The organism is Pseudomonas sp. H3_C08 (genome assembly GCF_054669455.1).
Map to the genome: position 1 here is coordinate 874,728 of NZ_CP162803.1, position 14,055 is coordinate 888,782.

The following is a 14,055-nucleotide window of genomic DNA, read 5'->3' on the forward strand; positions in this document are numbered from 1 at the left end:
GCTCACCTCTTGCTCTTGATCGCAGTGCCGAGCACTTGCAGGTAGGAGACGAGGGCGTCCATTTCGGTCTTGCCCTTGAGGCTGGCCACCGCGCCGCTGATGTCGTCGTCGGTGTACGGCACGCCGAGGGTGCGCATGGTCTTGAGCTTGGTTTCGGTGTGGCTGCTGTCGACCGCTTGCGTGACCAGCCACGGATAGGCGGGCATTTTCGATTCCGGCACAACGTTGCGCGGGTTGTACAAGTGCGCACGGTGCCAGTCATCCGAGTAACGCGCGCCGACCCGGGCGAGGTCCGGACCGGTACGTTTCGAACCCCACAGGAACGGGTGATCCCAAACGCTTTCGCCGGCCACCGAGTAGTGCCCGTAGCGCTCTGTTTCGGCGCGGAACGGCCGGATCATCTGGGAGTGGCAACCGACGCAGCCTTCGCGGATGTAGATGTCGCGGCCTTCCAGTTGCAGCGCGGTGTAGGGCTTCATGCCTTCCACCGGTTTGTTGGTGACGTCCTGGAAGAACAGCGGGACGATCTGGGTCAGGCCGCCGATGCTCACGGCGAACACCATGAGCAACATCAACAGGCCGACGTTCTTTTCAATCGTTTCGTGTTTCATGGCGGACTCCTCAGGCCATCTGCGCGGCAGCAACGACGTCAGCAGGCTGCGAGGCCCGCACGGTGCGCCAGGTGTTGTAAGCCATCAGGAACATGCCGCTGAGGAAGATCGCCCCACCAATCAGCCGCACGACAAAGCCTGGGTGGCTGGCCACCAGGGTTTCGACGAAGGAGTAGGTCAGCGTGCCGTCCTCGTTCACCGCGCGCCACATCAGGCCTTGGGCGATGCCGTTGACCCACATCGAGGCGATGTAGAGCACGGTGCCGATGGTCGCGAGCCAGAAGTGCGCGTTGATCAAACCGACGCTGTGCATCTGCGCCTTGCCGAAGATTTTCGGGATCATGTGGTACAGCGCGCCGATCGAGATCATCGCTACCCAGCCGAGAGCGCCGGCGTGTACGTGGCCGATGGTCCAGTCGGTGTAGTGGGAGAGGGCGTTGACGGTCTTGATCGCCATCATCGGACCTTCGAAGGTCGACATGCCGTAGAACGCCAGCGAGACCACAAGGAAGCGCAGGATCGGGTCGCTGCGCAACTTATGCCAGGCGCCCGAGAGGGTCATCATGCCGTTGATCATGCCGCCCCAGCTCGGTGCCAGCAGAATCAGCGACATCACCATGCCCAGCGACTGTGCCCAGTCCGGCAGCGCGGTGTAGTGCAAGTGGTGCGGGCCGGCCCAGATGTACAGGGTGATCAAGGCCCAGAAGTGCACGATCGACAGGCGATACGAATACACCGGACGCTCGGCCTGTTTCGGCACGAAGTAGTACATCATCCCGAGGAAACCGGCGGTGAGGAAAAAGCCTACGGCGTTGTGGCCGTACCACCATTGCACCATCGCGTCGGTTGCACCGGCGTACACCGAGTACGACTTGGTGAAACTCACTGGCAACTCAAGGTTGTTGACGATGTGCAGAATCGCCACGGTGATGATGAACGCGCCGAAGAACCAGTTGCCCACGTAGATGTGCTTGGTCTTGCGCTGCATGATCGTGCCGAAGAACACGATGGCGTAGGCGACCCAGACGATGGTGATCAGGATGTCGATCGGCCATTCCAGCTCGGCGTATTCCTTGGAGCTGGTGTAACCCAGTGGCAGGCTGATCGCCGCCAACAGGATCACCAGTTGCCAGCCCCAGAAGCAGAACGCGGCGATTTTCGGCGCAAACAATTGGGTTTGGCAGGTGCGTTGCACCGAGTAGAACGAACTGGCGAACAGCGCACAGCCACCGAACGCGAAGATCACCGCGTTGGTGTGCAGCGGGCGCAGACGGCCGAAACTGGTCCAGGGCAAATTGAAGTTGAGTTCGGGCCAGACCAATTGGGCCGCGAGAAAAACCCCGAGGCCCATGCCGACGATGCCCCACACCACCGTCATAATGGCGAATTGGCGGACCACCTTGTAGTTGTAGGCGGTACTGATAGAAGTGTTCATGGTTCCCCATCCACGGTTCAGCCGAAGTGAGCGCGCGCAAGACACGCGGCGAATCCTTCGTCTGGAGTTATAGGCAGACTAAAAGCGAGGCAAGCATGGACAAACAGCACAAGGCCAGTATTGACGGGGATCAATGGGCGCAGTGCGTGCGTGATCATGGGTGGCTTTGGGATGCCGCTGAGGGTAAGGCGTCGGCGACGTTGATCCTTGCTCACGGGGCGGGGGCGCCGATGGATAGCGATTGGATGAACGATATGGCTGGGCGCCTTGCCGGGCTTGGGGTGAATGTGTTGCGCTTTGAGTTTGCGTATATGGCGCAGCGGCGCGTTGATGGCGTTAAACGTCCGCCGAATCCTGCTGCGAAACTGCAGGAATGTTGGCGTGAGGTGTATGCCGAGGTGCGGCGTCATGTCGCTGGGGTTTTGGCCATTGGCGGGAAGTCGATGGGCGGGCGGATGGCGAGTCTTTTGGCTGACGAATTGGGTGCCGATGCGTTGGTGTGTCTGGGGTATCCGTTTTATGCGGTGGGGAAGCCGGAGAAGCCTCGGTTTGAGCATTTGGCTTCTTTGCAGACGCGGACGTTGATTGTGCAGGGCGAGCGGGATGCGCTGGGTAATCGGGAGGCGGTTGAGGCTTACACCTTGTCACCGAGTATTGAGGTGACGTGGCTCGCGGCCGGGGATCATGATCTCAAGCCATTAAAGGTTTCCGGGTTTACCCATGAACAGCATTTGGCGAGCGCCGCGCAGAAAGTATTCGAGTTTCTCAGCAAGTGACCGAGCCGGGCTGAGATTTTGAACTGCATGAAGATCTGCTCCCTTTCCCCTCGCCCCCATGGGGGAGAGGGCTGGGGTGAGGGGGTAGATCTTGAACGCGACCCATTTTTCGATCTGAGTGCATATCTGTTGCTGCGGTAACGGCCGCTCAGGGTTCCGCCCTTACGGCGGGTCACTTTTTCCAGACGCCGAAAAAGTAACCAAAAAATGCTTGCTCCTACGTGCGGCCCGCTCGCTAAAGCTCGGGGTCCCTTCGCTCCGGGAGAGGGTTAGGGTGAGGGGCAATTTCGCTGACACGATAAAGAACTGGAAGCGCTCACTGTCCGGCATTTCCCTTGCACAAACGTGATTTTGTGAGCACGTTTAAATTACACAACTCGTTACGCCACGGGGCCTACAACACCTTGCGCCGTTACCTACGCGTACGCCAGAATCCGCCGGCTTACACGACTACAGGCCGGGCTATATCGTTTCCTTGTCACTGAAAAACAGTGATCGGGTTTGGTAGCCCGCCTTAAATTGTCGTTGTTGCGACACTGTCGATGCTGTCTCCTTTTTGAGATATGGCTTTGTATGGTGGGCATGCGTGGGGCTCCTCTGTGAGCGCCGGGTTACCCAATTTGACCGGTCTACCAACCCGCGCATGGCCGCCACCCGCCGTTTGGTAGCGAGGGTGATGGCTCCCGTTTTTTCAAATTGGAGCTTTATCTATGTTCAAAATCACACCAAACCCACCACCCACTGATCCAATCCCCCACGACCCAGCGCTCAGCCCGCAAAAGATCAAAGAAGCAACCGACCGCGCCCTCGACTATTACCTCAGACCCGAAGCACTGGGGGCTCCACCGAGCTCGCCCAAGTTTCGTCCGGTCTATCTCGTCGACCCCACGCTGGATGACGAAACCCTGCTGGTCGAGGCGAGCGAGTCGCTTTCATACGCCCATGCCATGGCCGGCAACATCGCCAACTCAATAGGCGGCCCGGAGCGCAAACCGCTGCTGGCGCTGCAACAGGTGATCATGCTCAACGAGCTGTTGGTCAATCGACTGCTGGATAAGCTGAAGTTGCCTCAGTAATTTCGCTGGCTGTTATGGCCTCATCGCGAGCAGGCTCGCTCCCACAGGGGATTGTTGTCGGGCACATAATCTATGACCACCGCAGATCCAATGTAGGAGTGAGCCTGCTCGCGATGACGGTATGACAAGCGACATCAATTTCAGACAGGTGATAAAAAAGCCCGAATGCTTTCGCTTTCCGGGCTTCCACGATCAAAAGATCGCAGCCTTCGGCAGCTCCTACCGTGATCGGTGTAATAGCTGCCGAAGGCTGCGATCTTTTAATTTACTTTGCAGTGTGTAGCCTGCCAGTGATCAAAAATTTATCGAACAATTTCTGGCCATCACGCGCGGCTTGCCGAACATCAAGGAATGTCAGGTCATCACAAGTTTTCTGTTTTGCGGGTTTTCGGACGGAGATTTTATTCATGCTTGCCGGTCTGCGTGATTGAGTAGCGACCGGCAAACGATAGAACCTGGCATCAACGAGCACCAGTCGGTGCACTCTGGCGAAGCTGTAGGCAGTTTCTGCATTGCTTGAGTGAGATCGTCGTTGGCAGAGAAGGCCTCTTCGCGAGCAGGCTCGTTCCCACAGGGGATTGTCGTCGGACACAAAACTGTGGTCCCGAGCAGTTCCAATGTGGGAGCGAGCCTGCTCGCGAAAGCGGCCTGCCAAACAACGTCTATTTCAGACAGGCAACAAAAAACCCGGAAGCTCTCGCTTTCCGGGTTTTTTGTTATCGCCAGTTCAATCAGCGGTTAAACCGCTCCACCAACGAGTACTGCGTATTCGCTGTCTTCGTCAGCTCTTCACTCAACAACGCCGAGTTATGCGCCTGTTCCGACGTCTGATCCGCCAGTTCCGAAATATTGCTGATGTTGCGGCTGATCTCTTCAGCCACCGCACTTTGCTCTTCCGTCGCTGCAGCAATCTGCGTGGTCATGTCGGTGATGTTGGCCACCGCTTCACTGATACCTACCAACGCCTGATCCGCTTCCAGCACCCGCGCTACACCTTCTTCAGCCTGACGATGTCCGGCTTCCATGGTTTGCACGGCACTCGAAGCCGTCTGCTGCAACTTGGCGATCAGGGCATGAATCTGCCCGGTCGATTCGCTGGTGCGTTGCGCCAGTTGGCGAACTTCGTCAGCCACCACGGCAAAACCACGGCCCATCTCGCCGGCACGGGCTGCCTCGATGGCGGCGTTGAGAGCGAGCAGGTTGGTCTGGTCGGCGATGCCTTTGATCACATCAACCACGCCGCCGATTTCGTCGCTGTCCTTGGCCAGTTGCGTCACGGTCAGACCGGTTTCCCCGACGACTACAGACAGACGCTGAATGGCTTCGCGGGTTTCGCCGGCGATGTCACGGCCGCGACCGGTCAGGCGATTGGCTTCCTGAGTGGCGTCAGCGGTGCGCTGGACATGGCTCGCCACTTCCTGAGTGGTCGCGGCCATCTGGTTGACGGCGGTGGCGACCTGTTCGGTTTCCACGCGTTGACGTTCCAGGCCGGTCGAGCTGCTGTGCGCCAGGGCGTCGGACTGCTTGGCCTGATCGGTCAGGTGTTCGGCGGTGTCCTGCAGACGGGTCAGGCAGGTTTTCAGGCGTGCTTCCTGGCTGAGGATCGACATTTCCAGACGCGCCTGGGCGCCACGGCTGTCGGTGTACATCTGCGCGATAAGCGGGTCGGAAGTGGTCTGCTCGGCCAAGCGCAGCAGGCGTTTCAGCCCGCGTTGCTGCCATTGCAGGCCCATCAGGCCCAGTGGCACCGACAGACCGGCGGCGAGGGCGAAGCCCCAGTGCGAGTTGAGGGTCGCGCCGATCACGAAGCTCAGTTGGCTGACCAGAATGAACGGCAGCCAGTCTTGCAGCACCGGCAGCCATTTATCGGTGGACGGGATCGCCGACTTGCCCTGGTTGATGCGTTGGTAGAGCGCTTCGGCGCGGCGGATCTGTTCGGCGGTGGGTTTGATCCGCACCGACTCGTAACCGACCACCTGATTGCCGTCGAACACCGGAGTCACATAGGCGTTCACCCAGTAGTGGTCACCGGATTTGCAGCGATTCTTGACAATGCCCATCCATGGCAAGCCTTGTTTCAATGTGCCCCACATGTGCGAAAACACCGCCGCCGGTACGTCTGGGTGACGGACCAGGTTGTGCGGCGCACGGATCAGTTCCTCACGCGAAAACCCGCTGATCTCGACGAAAGCGTCGTTGCAGTAGGTGATCACGCCCTTGGCGTCGGTTGTGGAAATCAACCGCTGCTGAGCCGGGAAAGTCCGTTCGCGTTGTGTAATGGGCTGGTTGTTACGCATGGTTTTTCAATCCGCAAGGCTTTGAAAGGTTGTCGGCGGTGACAGCTTTTTATTGAAATTTTTTTCAATAATCAGCACGGCGTCGCAAAACGGCGCTTGCTTCAGCCGGCGAGCATCGGATAAGTGAACAAACCAAAATGCAGCAGGTTCAGCCCGAAATGCGTGGCGATCGCCGCGCCGAGCCCGCCAAAACGGTAGGCCAGACCATAGCCGACACCCGCCAGCCCTGCCAGCAACACCCAGGTCCAGCCTGCGCCGGCATGCACCAGTCCAAACAGCAAAGAGGCCAGCAGCAGGGCGAGATTTTCTCCGTAGGGCAGATTTTTGAAACGCTGACTGAGGCCGCCCTGTATATAGCCGCGAAACAGCGCTTCCTCGACCAAGGTCACCAGCAGCAGATTGTTCAGCACCCACAGCCACGCTTGATCAGGCCACTTCGGTGCCCAGGCGATCACGCCCAGCAACAGCGCGCCGCCAATGGCAAGAACCGCGCTCAGCGTCAGGGCGAGGGCGGTGGCGTAGACGCTCAGGCGCAACGAACGTCGCCCGACAATCCACGGGCACACCAGCAACAACCAGAAGCCAACCAGCGGTTTGTCGAGGTTCAGGTACATCGCGAACGGCACGGCGTTGTCGGTGAAGCGTTGCGGATCAATGGCGCGACCGTTGGCGAAGCCCGGTAGCCAGTGCAATGCCAACGCCACGGCCAGCACGATGAACAGGCCATGGCCGAGAAAACGTGCGACCGGCACTTTCTGCAGATGCACGGCGAAACCTGCGAACACCAGCAGCCCAATGGAGATCAGCGCCAGCCAGCCGAGGTGGCCGTAACTCAGCGCCCATCCGTAACCGAGGCTGAGAAGCGCCAGATAGAGCCATGGCAAAGCCTTCATCGAAAGTCCCTGTGCAAATTTGTGGAAGGGCTTTCTACACGGACGAGCGGCGGGGGACAAGTGAAGGTGAGGCGGCAAACCGGGACAACTCCAATACCGTTGGCCAAACATAAATCCCAATGTGGGAGCGAGCTTGCTCGCGAAAGCGGTGTGACAGGCAATAGTTGTTTCGACTGATACACCGCATTCGCGAGCAAGCTCGCTCCCACAGGGGATTGGTATTCCAGAAAGGGTTTTGCGTTTGGCGTGGGATCTAGCGCAAGTTAAGTTTCGCCGCCGCACGCTCGGTTATTTCCGTGCGCAGCTTCAGCGATGGCGCTGCACGCAAACGTGCTTCATCGACAATCTCACTCGGCGCAGTCTCCGGGCTGCCCGAGTTGAACGGCGGTGCCGGGGCATATTCCAATTGCAACTGGATCAGCTGCGCCGCGTCGGCACCCACCAACTCTTCAGCCAGCACCAGCGCAAAATCAATCCCCGCCGTGATCCCGCCGCCGGTAAACAGATTGCCGTCACGCACCACCCGATCCTTCACCGCGATCGCCCCCAGCGTCGGCAGCAGATCGTGATACGCCCAATGCGTGGTCGCCCGTTTGCCTTGCAGCAGACCCGCTGCGCCGAGCACCAGCGAACCGGTGCACACCGATGTCACGTACTTCGCCTGCGCAGCCTGACGCTTGATGAAAGCCAGCGTCAGCTCATCTTCCATCAGCGCGCCGACGCCACCACCACCCGGTACACAGATCACATCCAGATCCGGGCAATCCTCAAACGTGGTGGTTGGTTTCAGCAGCAGTCCGGTGCTGGCGGTGACCGGCATCAGATCCTTCCAGATCAAGTGCACCTGCACGCCCGGCAGCGAGGCGAGCACGTCATACGGCCCGGTCAGGTCGAGTTGCTGAACCTGCGGAAACAACAGAAAACCGATCTGCAACGTCATCGTTCTTACTCCATGAAAAGGGCTGGACGGCTTCACTGTAGGCGCGTAGGTTCTGGCGCATACGCCAATAACCCCACGAATTACGCCAAATGCCCAAAGCCATCCACGTACTCGCGTTTGCCAACATGCAGATCCTCGACGTCACCGGCCCCTTGCAGGTGTTCGCCTCGGCCAACGACATCGCCCGTCAGCGCGGCTTGCCGATCCCGTATGCGCCGAGCGTGATTGCCAGCGGCGGCGGGGCGGTGATGTCGTCGGCGGGTCTGGCGGTGTTGGCCGAACCGTTGCCCGAAGCGCCCAGCGACACGTTGATCATCGCCGGTGGCTGGGGCATTTATCCGGCGGCCGAAGATGTGCTGTTGGTGGATTGGGTGCGCGAACACGCGGGCAAATGTCGACGCGTGGCCTCCGTGTGTACGGGGGCATTTCTGTTGGCGGCGAGCGGCTGGCTCGATGGCCGTCGCGTGGTCACCCACTGGACGCGATGCGAACAACTGGCGCAGCAACATCCGAATCTGCACGTTGAGGCCAATCCGATTTTCATCAATGACGGCCCGGTCTGGACCTCGGCGGGGGTTACGGCCGGCATCGATCTGGCCTTGGCCATGGTTGAAGAGGATCTGGGCAGCGACATCGCCCTGGACGTCGCCAGGCATCTGGTGGTGTTTCTCAAGCGCCCGGGCGGGCAATCGCAGTTCAGCGTGACCTTATCCTTGCAGAATCAGGGCAATCGCTTTGATGAACTGCACGCGTGGATCGCCGAAAACCTCACCTGCGACCTCGGCATCCCGACCCTCGCAGAACAAGCCGGCATGAGCGAACGCAGTTTCGTCCGCCACTACCGCGCCGACACCGGCCAGACCCCGGCGCGGGCGATCGAATTGATTCGCGTCGAAACCGCCCGGCGATTGCTCAGTGACACCGGTTTACCGGTCAAACGCATCGCCGCCAATTGCGGGTTTGGCAGTGAAGAGACATTGCGCCGAAGTTTCCTGCGGGCTATCGGGGTGACGCCGCAGGCTTATCGGGAGCGGTTTTCGGTCAGCGCTGCAACAGATCCAGTAATGCCTTGAGGGTTTGTTCAGGAGCTTCCTCGGGAATGTTATGGCCGACATCGGGCAACACACGCCGCTCATAAAAACCGGTGAAATGCTCTGCGTCTTCATCCTCTTGTGGCGCAGGGCCGACACCGTCGTCGGCACCGCACAAAGAAATGGTCGGCACACCAATGGTCGGTTGCCGAATCAGCAAATCTTCCATCAACTCAAACGCCGGATCTCCCGCGACATACATGAAGCGGTGGCGATAGGAGTGGATCACCACGTCAACGAAATCAGGGTTGTCGAAGGCAGGCGCGGTCAGGGGAAAACGCTTGGCAGCGTGCGACCAGGTCGGAGACCAAAGCCTCCAGAGCAGCTCACAAAACTCCCGACGATTGTGCTTCAGGCCCTCAACGCCACGTGGCGTGTGGAAGTAATACTGATACCAGAACCGATGTTCGGTTTCGGGATCCAGCGGTCGAATCGAGTTGGGGATGTCCTGCAGGTTGTAGCCATCACCGGTCACCAAGCCGTGCACTCGTTCCGGAAATAACGCCGCGACGATGCATGCCGCGCGACCACCCCAGTCATACCCGCAGAGCGTGGCTTGTTCGATGGAGAGTGCATCCATCAAATTCAACAAATCCTGAGCGAGTGCGGCTTGCTGGCCTGAGCGCAGTGTTTGTGCATCGTTGAAGCGAGTCTGCCCATAACCGCGCAGGTACGGAACGATGACTCGGTAACCCTGAGCGGCGAGGAGCGGCGCGATTTCATCGTAAGCGCGAGGGGAATAGGGGAAGCCATGAAGGAGGATCACCGGCACACCGGTTTCCGGGCCATGCGCCTCATAGGCAATGGTCAGGCTAGCGGTTTTGCAGAACAGAATCGCTTTTCCACTCATACCTGGCTCCTGTTATCCGAACAGCACCTTCTGCCAATGATCTTCACTGATGATGGCGATTGGCACGCCGCTGTCTCTCAGCTCAACGGCTTTTTTGATCTTCGTACCATAGCTGCTGTGCAGCCACTGTTCATTGCCGATGCTGCCGATCACTAGATAATGGATTTTCTTGCTGACACCTGCACCTATCATTCCGCCGCGTTCTACGATCAGCGATTCACACGCTTTGCGCGGCCCGTAAGCCATAACACCGGTAAACAGAAAAACACGATTGGCACAGTCCAGAGTTGGGGCTGGACTATCGAGCGGCAGGCTGTTGGGCACACTGAAGGTTTGTGCTGCGCCCACTGGCAGGCCGGCGAACTGATGAAGAATCTCCAGCAATTCCACCGATTCATCGGCATCCAATAAACCGTCGCTAAGCATGCCCTCAAGACGCTTGTAGAGAATATTTACCACCGGATCCCCCAAGTGAACCAAGTGGGTTTCGATCCAGGTCTTGAGAAACTCGGCTTCCTGCTGATTGATCTTGCCATCAGCGGCTAGCCCGGCAGCGACCCCTGCCAGTGCGTCGGCCGAACGCCTGTCAATCCGCGCTTCGTGAAAGAAACGGCTGTTTTGAAATTCCTGATGCAAATCGACCATCGCTGTTTCTCCTTAAACCTCAGCTTCCGCCACCTGATTGAAATACTTCGTTCGATCCGGGGTAAACGTCACCCGCATCTTCGTTCGCGAGCAGGTCAACGAGCGTTCTTCGCTCAGATCAATATCCAGATCCTCACCGCGCAAGCCTTGCCACTGCGCCAGATACTTCAGCGAGCCATATTTCTCGTTTTTCTTCAGGCTGCGGCTCACGCCACCTTTCCAGCCGAGCACGGGCAGTTCGCCGGCGAGACATTTTTGCGCGAGGTCGGGGAAGCGGGTGGCGCGCTGGCGGCCGATTTCCCAGCACTTGATCAGGCCTTTGTCCGCGGCTTCCCAGAGTTGGGTGCGGGTCAGGCCGCTGCGAAGCGGCGTGTCGATGGTGCGCTGGACGTGCTGGGACATTCTGGTTCCTTGAATTCGGGTTTTATTGGACAGCTCCGCTGTGCCCGTTGCGGTGGATGGTAGGGGTGGATGTAACAGCTGGCAACAGGGTATTTCCGGGTGTGACTGCGAGTTGCAGGGCAGGCACGGTTCGGAGGATGTTGACCATTTGTAGTCTTACGGCAGTTGAAAACTGTGCTGAGGGAGCTTGCTCCCGCTCGGCTGTGCAGCAGGCGCAAAGTCAGGCAACCCGGTGCTTCAGTGGGATTGGGGAGGCAGATTTCAGGGCCGCTTCGCGCCCCGGCGGGAGCAAGCTCCCTCGCCATAGGGGGTGGGAGTGAGCCTGCTTTTGCGTAGGTGTCAGTCCTACAATTGGTTGTTGATGCAGACTATTTCCTACAGTCTTTGGTGACAATTACGGCTGCCAGTAACTCTTTTCCCCACTCAGCTTGCGGTCGAGAAAACTCGCCGCACTGATCAACGCCAGATGCGTCAAGGCTTGCGGGGTATTACCCAAGTGCCGGCCATGGGCGTCGAACTCTTCGGCGTAGAGACCCAGCGGATTGGCATAGCGCAGCAATTGCTCAAACTCCAGATGGGCTTTTTCAACCTGCCCCGCGCGAGCCAGGCATTCGACATACCAGAACGAACACGCGGCGAAGGCGCCTTCAGTGCCGGCCAGGCCATCGATATTGCTGTCGTCATTGCGATAGCGATAAACCAGGCCGTCGCGCACCAGGGTCTTTTCGATGGCCGCAAGGGTCGACAGCCAGCGCGGATCCTTGGCGCTGACGAAACGCACCAACGGCATCAACAACATCGAGCCATCCAGCGCGGTGCCGCCCTTGTACTGGACGAAATGCCCGCGCTCCTCATTCCAGAAGTTGTCCCAGATGTCGGCGTAGATCGCCTGCCGGGTCGAGTCCCATTGCGCAAACGGTGCCGGTAACGAGCGTTTCGAGGCCAAGCGAATCGCCCGGTCCAGCGCTACCCAGCACATCAGCCGTGAGTGCAGGAAGTGATGCTGCTCACCGCGCATTTCCCAAATGCCGACATCGGCGGTCTGCCACGTTTCACAGACTTGATCGACCACTTCGCGCACATGTTTCCAGCCTTCATGGGAAATCGCGTCGCCGTACTTGTTGACCAGATACACCGCATCCATCAGCTCGCCGAAGATATCCAGCTGAATCTGATCGTAAGCGCCGTTGCCGATGCGCACCGGTTGCGCACCGCCGTGACCGGACAGGTGCGACAGCTCGGTTTCCGGCAATTCCTGACGACCATCGATGGCGTACAGAATGTTCAACTTCATCGGCTTGCCGCAGCAGTCGCTGACCCGTCCGCGCAGCCAGCCCATATAGGCGTTGGCCTCGCCGACAAAGCCCAGGCGCATGAACGCGTACACCGTGAACGAGGCATCGCGGATCCATGTGTAGCGGTAGTCCCAGTTACGTTCGCCGCCCGGCGTTTCCGGTAGACCGAAAGTGGCGGCGGCGAGAATCGCGCCGTGTTTGCGTGAGGTCAGCAGCTTCAACGCGAGGGCCGAGCGGTTGACCATTTCCCGCCAGCGCCCGCGGTAAATCGACTGACCGATCCAGTCGCGCCAGAACTTCAATGTGCGTTCCATGCACAAGTGTCCGGCGCCTTCGGCGAATCGTGGATCATCGGTCGCCCCGAGCATGAACGCCGCCGTTTCATCTTGCTTGAGCGTGAATTGTGCCACCGCCGCTTGCGCGTCGATCTGCATCGGCTGGTCCGAAGCCAGGCGCAGTGACGGTTGGCCGGAAGCGCTAAACGTCACGTCTTGTTGATCCATCTCAGCTCGGGTGTCGGCTCGGGCGTAATCGTGGCGCACGGCGCAGCGCATGGTGAAAGTCGCTTCGCCGCTGACCACGCGCACCCGACGCATCAACAGCGGCAGGTCATCGGCGTTGTCCGCCACTGGCAGCAGATCGGTGACTTCGACCACGGCGCGTTCACTCAGCCAGCGGGTTTGCAGAACGTTAGTGTCGGGCAGGTAAATCTGTTCGCGGCGCGCGTCGGGCAAGTCCGGCGCCAACTGGAAAATCCCCGCGTCCGGGGTGTCCAGCAACGAACAGAAAATCGACGGACTGTCGAATTCCGGCCAGCAGAAAAAATCCACACTGCCACGGTCGTTGACCAGTGCTGCACTGCGCATGTCGCCGATGATGCCGTGGGCGTCGATCGGGCTTTGTCGTTCCAGGTGATGCTCAGCCATTGCCGCGAAACTCCGGATAGAGGCTCATGCCGCCGTCGATAAACAGGGTGGTGCCAACGATGTAATCGGCGGCATCCGAGGCGAGAAAGACCACGGCGTTGGCGACGTCTTGCGCGTCGCCGATGCGCCCGTAGGGAATCAGATCAAGCAGCTTTTCGCCGGCAGCGCCTTCGGTGGCGTCTTTGTTGATCGCCGTGCGAATCGCCCCCGGCGCGATGCCGTTGATGCGAATGCGTTGATGGCTGACTTCCTGTGCAAGGGTCTGCATCAACTGATCGACACCACCCTTGGACGCGGCGTAATTGACGTGCCCGGCCCAGGGAATGCGCTGGTGCACAGAGCTCATGTGGATGATCTTGCCGGCCGCGCGGGACACGCCTTCACGAACGCCCTGGCGATTGAAAATCCGCAGGGCAGCGCGGGCGCAGAGAAACTGCCCGGTGAGGTTGACGCCGATCACCGCGTTCCAGTCGTCGAGGGTCATGTCCACAGCGGCGGCATCTTTTTGCATACCCGAGTTGGCCAGCAGAATATCCAGCGAACCGAAGGCATCGATGGCCGCCGAGAACAGCCGCTCAACCTCGTCTTCCTTGGAGACATCAGCGCGAATGGCGATGGCCTGCCCACCGTCAGCGATGATTTGCCGGGCCAGTGCTTCGGCAGGCTCGGCCTGGCGGTTGTAGTTGATGACCACCGCCGCGCCGGCAGCGGCCAGGGCTTTGGCGCACGCCTGGCCGATGCCGGAGCTGGCGCCGGTGATCAGGGCTGTTTGTCGGGCGAGGGAAATATGCATGCAAAATCGCGCCTGGGGTCAGTGG

The 14,055-nt window shown here is 59.4% G+C and carries 13 protein-coding genes; 3 read left to right on the forward strand and 10 right to left on the reverse strand.

Features of this window, described 5'->3' with window-relative positions; genetic code table 11:
• Positions 1–2: 2 nt before the first annotated feature.
• Together ccoO and ccoN are read right to left on the reverse strand one after the other, a co-directional pair.
• Positions 3–611: a cytochrome-c oxidase, cbb3-type subunit II gene (ccoO, locus tag AB4N74_RS04170; RefSeq protein ID WP_003223389.1), complete on the reverse strand. Its 609-nt coding sequence runs from the start codon at positions 609–611 to the stop codon at positions 3–5.
• Positions 612–621: 10 nt separating this feature from the next.
• Complete coding sequence (gene ccoN, locus AB4N74_RS04175) at positions 622–2,046, reverse strand: cytochrome-c oxidase, cbb3-type subunit I (RefSeq protein ID WP_008082029.1); 1,425 nt, start codon at positions 2,044–2,046, stop codon at positions 622–624.
• Positions 2,047–2,141: 95 nt separating this feature from the next.
• Here ccoN and AB4N74_RS04180 point away from each other — a divergent pair, with 95 nt between their 5' ends.
• Positions 2,142–2,822 (forward strand): alpha/beta family hydrolase, encoded by a 681-nt coding sequence (locus tag AB4N74_RS04180; protein ID WP_460098358.1) that lies wholly within the window; start codon positions 2,142–2,144, stop codon positions 2,820–2,822.
• Positions 2,823–3,532: 710 nt separating this feature from the next.
• Complete coding sequence (locus tag AB4N74_RS04185) at positions 3,533–3,898, forward strand: DUF6124 family protein (RefSeq protein ID WP_099758482.1); 366 nt, start codon at positions 3,533–3,535, stop codon at positions 3,896–3,898.
• 731 nt (positions 3,899–4,629) lie between these two features.
• On the opposite strand, the gene AB4N74_RS04190 is transcribed toward AB4N74_RS04185, so the two are convergent.
• From AB4N74_RS04190 to inhA, 3 genes are all read right to left on the reverse strand, one after another.
• On the reverse strand, positions 4,630–6,195 hold the full coding sequence (locus AB4N74_RS04190; protein WP_460098360.1) for a methyl-accepting chemotaxis protein: 1,566 nt from the start codon (positions 6,193–6,195) through the stop codon (positions 4,630–4,632).
• A 101-nt stretch (positions 6,196–6,296) separates the two neighbouring features.
• Positions 6,297–7,088: a CPBP family intramembrane glutamic endopeptidase gene (locus AB4N74_RS04195; RefSeq protein WP_099758484.1), complete on the reverse strand. Its 792-nt coding sequence runs from the start codon at positions 7,086–7,088 to the stop codon at positions 6,297–6,299.
• A gap of 253 nt (positions 7,089–7,341) precedes the next feature.
• A complete protein-coding gene (gene inhA / locus AB4N74_RS04200; protein WP_257358027.1) occupies positions 7,342–8,028 on the reverse strand; it encodes an isonitrile hydratase in 687 nt (228 codons plus the stop codon).
• An 89-nt stretch (positions 8,029–8,117) separates the two neighbouring features.
• On the opposite strand from inhA, the gene AB4N74_RS04205 reads away from it, so the two are divergent.
• Positions 8,118–9,101, forward strand: coding sequence for a GlxA family transcriptional regulator (locus AB4N74_RS04205; RefSeq protein WP_099758485.1), 984 nt, complete (start codon positions 8,118–8,120; stop codon positions 9,099–9,101).
• Here AB4N74_RS04205 and AB4N74_RS04210 read toward each other — a convergent pair.
• The 5 genes from AB4N74_RS04210 to AB4N74_RS04230 all read right to left on the reverse strand — a co-directional run bounded on the left by AB4N74_RS04210 (position 9,070) and on the right by AB4N74_RS04230 (position 14,030).
• Entirely contained in the window at positions 9,070–9,969 is a 900-nt protein-coding gene (locus AB4N74_RS04210; RefSeq protein WP_099758486.1) for an alpha/beta fold hydrolase, read from the reverse strand. The genes AB4N74_RS04205 and AB4N74_RS04210 overlap by 32 nt on opposite strands.
• Positions 9,970–9,981: 12 nt before the next feature.
• On the reverse strand, positions 9,982–10,614 hold the full coding sequence (locus AB4N74_RS04215; protein WP_099758487.1) for a BRCT domain-containing protein: 633 nt from the start codon (positions 10,612–10,614) through the stop codon (positions 9,982–9,984).
• Between the two features lie 12 nt (positions 10,615–10,626).
• Positions 10,627–11,016: a hypothetical protein gene (locus AB4N74_RS04220; RefSeq protein ID WP_093431912.1), complete on the reverse strand. Its 390-nt coding sequence runs from the start codon at positions 11,014–11,016 to the stop codon at positions 10,627–10,629.
• 394 nt (positions 11,017–11,410) lie between these two features.
• Entirely contained in the window at positions 11,411–13,237 is a 1,827-nt protein-coding gene (locus tag AB4N74_RS04225; protein WP_460098364.1) for a glycoside hydrolase family 15 protein, read from the reverse strand.
• Positions 13,230–14,030 (reverse strand): glucose 1-dehydrogenase, encoded by an 801-nt coding sequence (locus tag AB4N74_RS04230; protein WP_099758490.1) that lies wholly within the window; start codon positions 14,028–14,030, stop codon positions 13,230–13,232. Before AB4N74_RS04230 ends, AB4N74_RS04225 begins: the two co-directional genes overlap by 8 nt.
• Positions 14,031–14,055 lie beyond the last annotated feature (25 nt).

What these genes read in the sequence shown, in the direction of transcription:
- ccoO (WP_003223389.1), bottom strand. Translation starts at nt 611, where the DNA reads ATGAAACACGAAACGATTGAAAAGAACGTCGGCCTGTTGATGTTGCTC.
- ccoN (WP_008082029.1), bottom strand. Translation starts at nt 2,046, where the DNA reads ATGAACACTTCTATCAGTACCGCCTACAACTACAAGGTGGTCCGCCAA.
- AB4N74_RS04180 (WP_460098358.1), top strand. Translation starts at nt 2,142, where the DNA reads ATGGACAAACAGCACAAGGCCAGTATTGACGGGGATCAATGGGCGCAG.
- AB4N74_RS04185 (WP_099758482.1), top strand. Translation starts at nt 3,533, where the DNA reads ATGTTCAAAATCACACCAAACCCACCACCCACTGATCCAATCCCCCAC.
- AB4N74_RS04190 (WP_460098360.1), bottom strand. Translation starts at nt 6,195, where the DNA reads ATGCGTAACAACCAGCCCATTACACAACGCGAACGGACTTTCCCGGCT.
- AB4N74_RS04195 (WP_099758484.1), bottom strand. Translation starts at nt 7,088, where the DNA reads ATGAAGGCTTTGCCATGGCTCTATCTGGCGCTTCTCAGCCTCGGTTAC.
- inhA (WP_257358027.1), bottom strand. Translation starts at nt 8,028, where the DNA reads ATGACGTTGCAGATCGGTTTTCTGTTGTTTCCGCAGGTTCAGCAACTC.
- AB4N74_RS04205 (WP_099758485.1), top strand. Translation starts at nt 8,118, where the DNA reads ATGCCCAAAGCCATCCACGTACTCGCGTTTGCCAACATGCAGATCCTC.
- AB4N74_RS04210 (WP_099758486.1), bottom strand. Translation starts at nt 9,969, where the DNA reads ATGAGTGGAAAAGCGATTCTGTTCTGCAAAACCGCTAGCCTGACCATT.
- AB4N74_RS04215 (WP_099758487.1), bottom strand. Translation starts at nt 10,614, where the DNA reads ATGGTCGATTTGCATCAGGAATTTCAAAACAGCCGTTTCTTTCACGAA.
- AB4N74_RS04220 (WP_093431912.1), bottom strand. Translation starts at nt 11,016, where the DNA reads ATGTCCCAGCACGTCCAGCGCACCATCGACACGCCGCTTCGCAGCGGC.
- AB4N74_RS04225 (WP_460098364.1), bottom strand. Translation starts at nt 13,237, where the DNA reads ATGGCTGAGCATCACCTGGAACGACAAAGCCCGATCGACGCCCACGGC.
- AB4N74_RS04230 (WP_099758490.1), bottom strand. Translation starts at nt 14,030, where the DNA reads ATGCATATTTCCCTCGCCCGACAAACAGCCCTGATCACCGGCGCCAGC.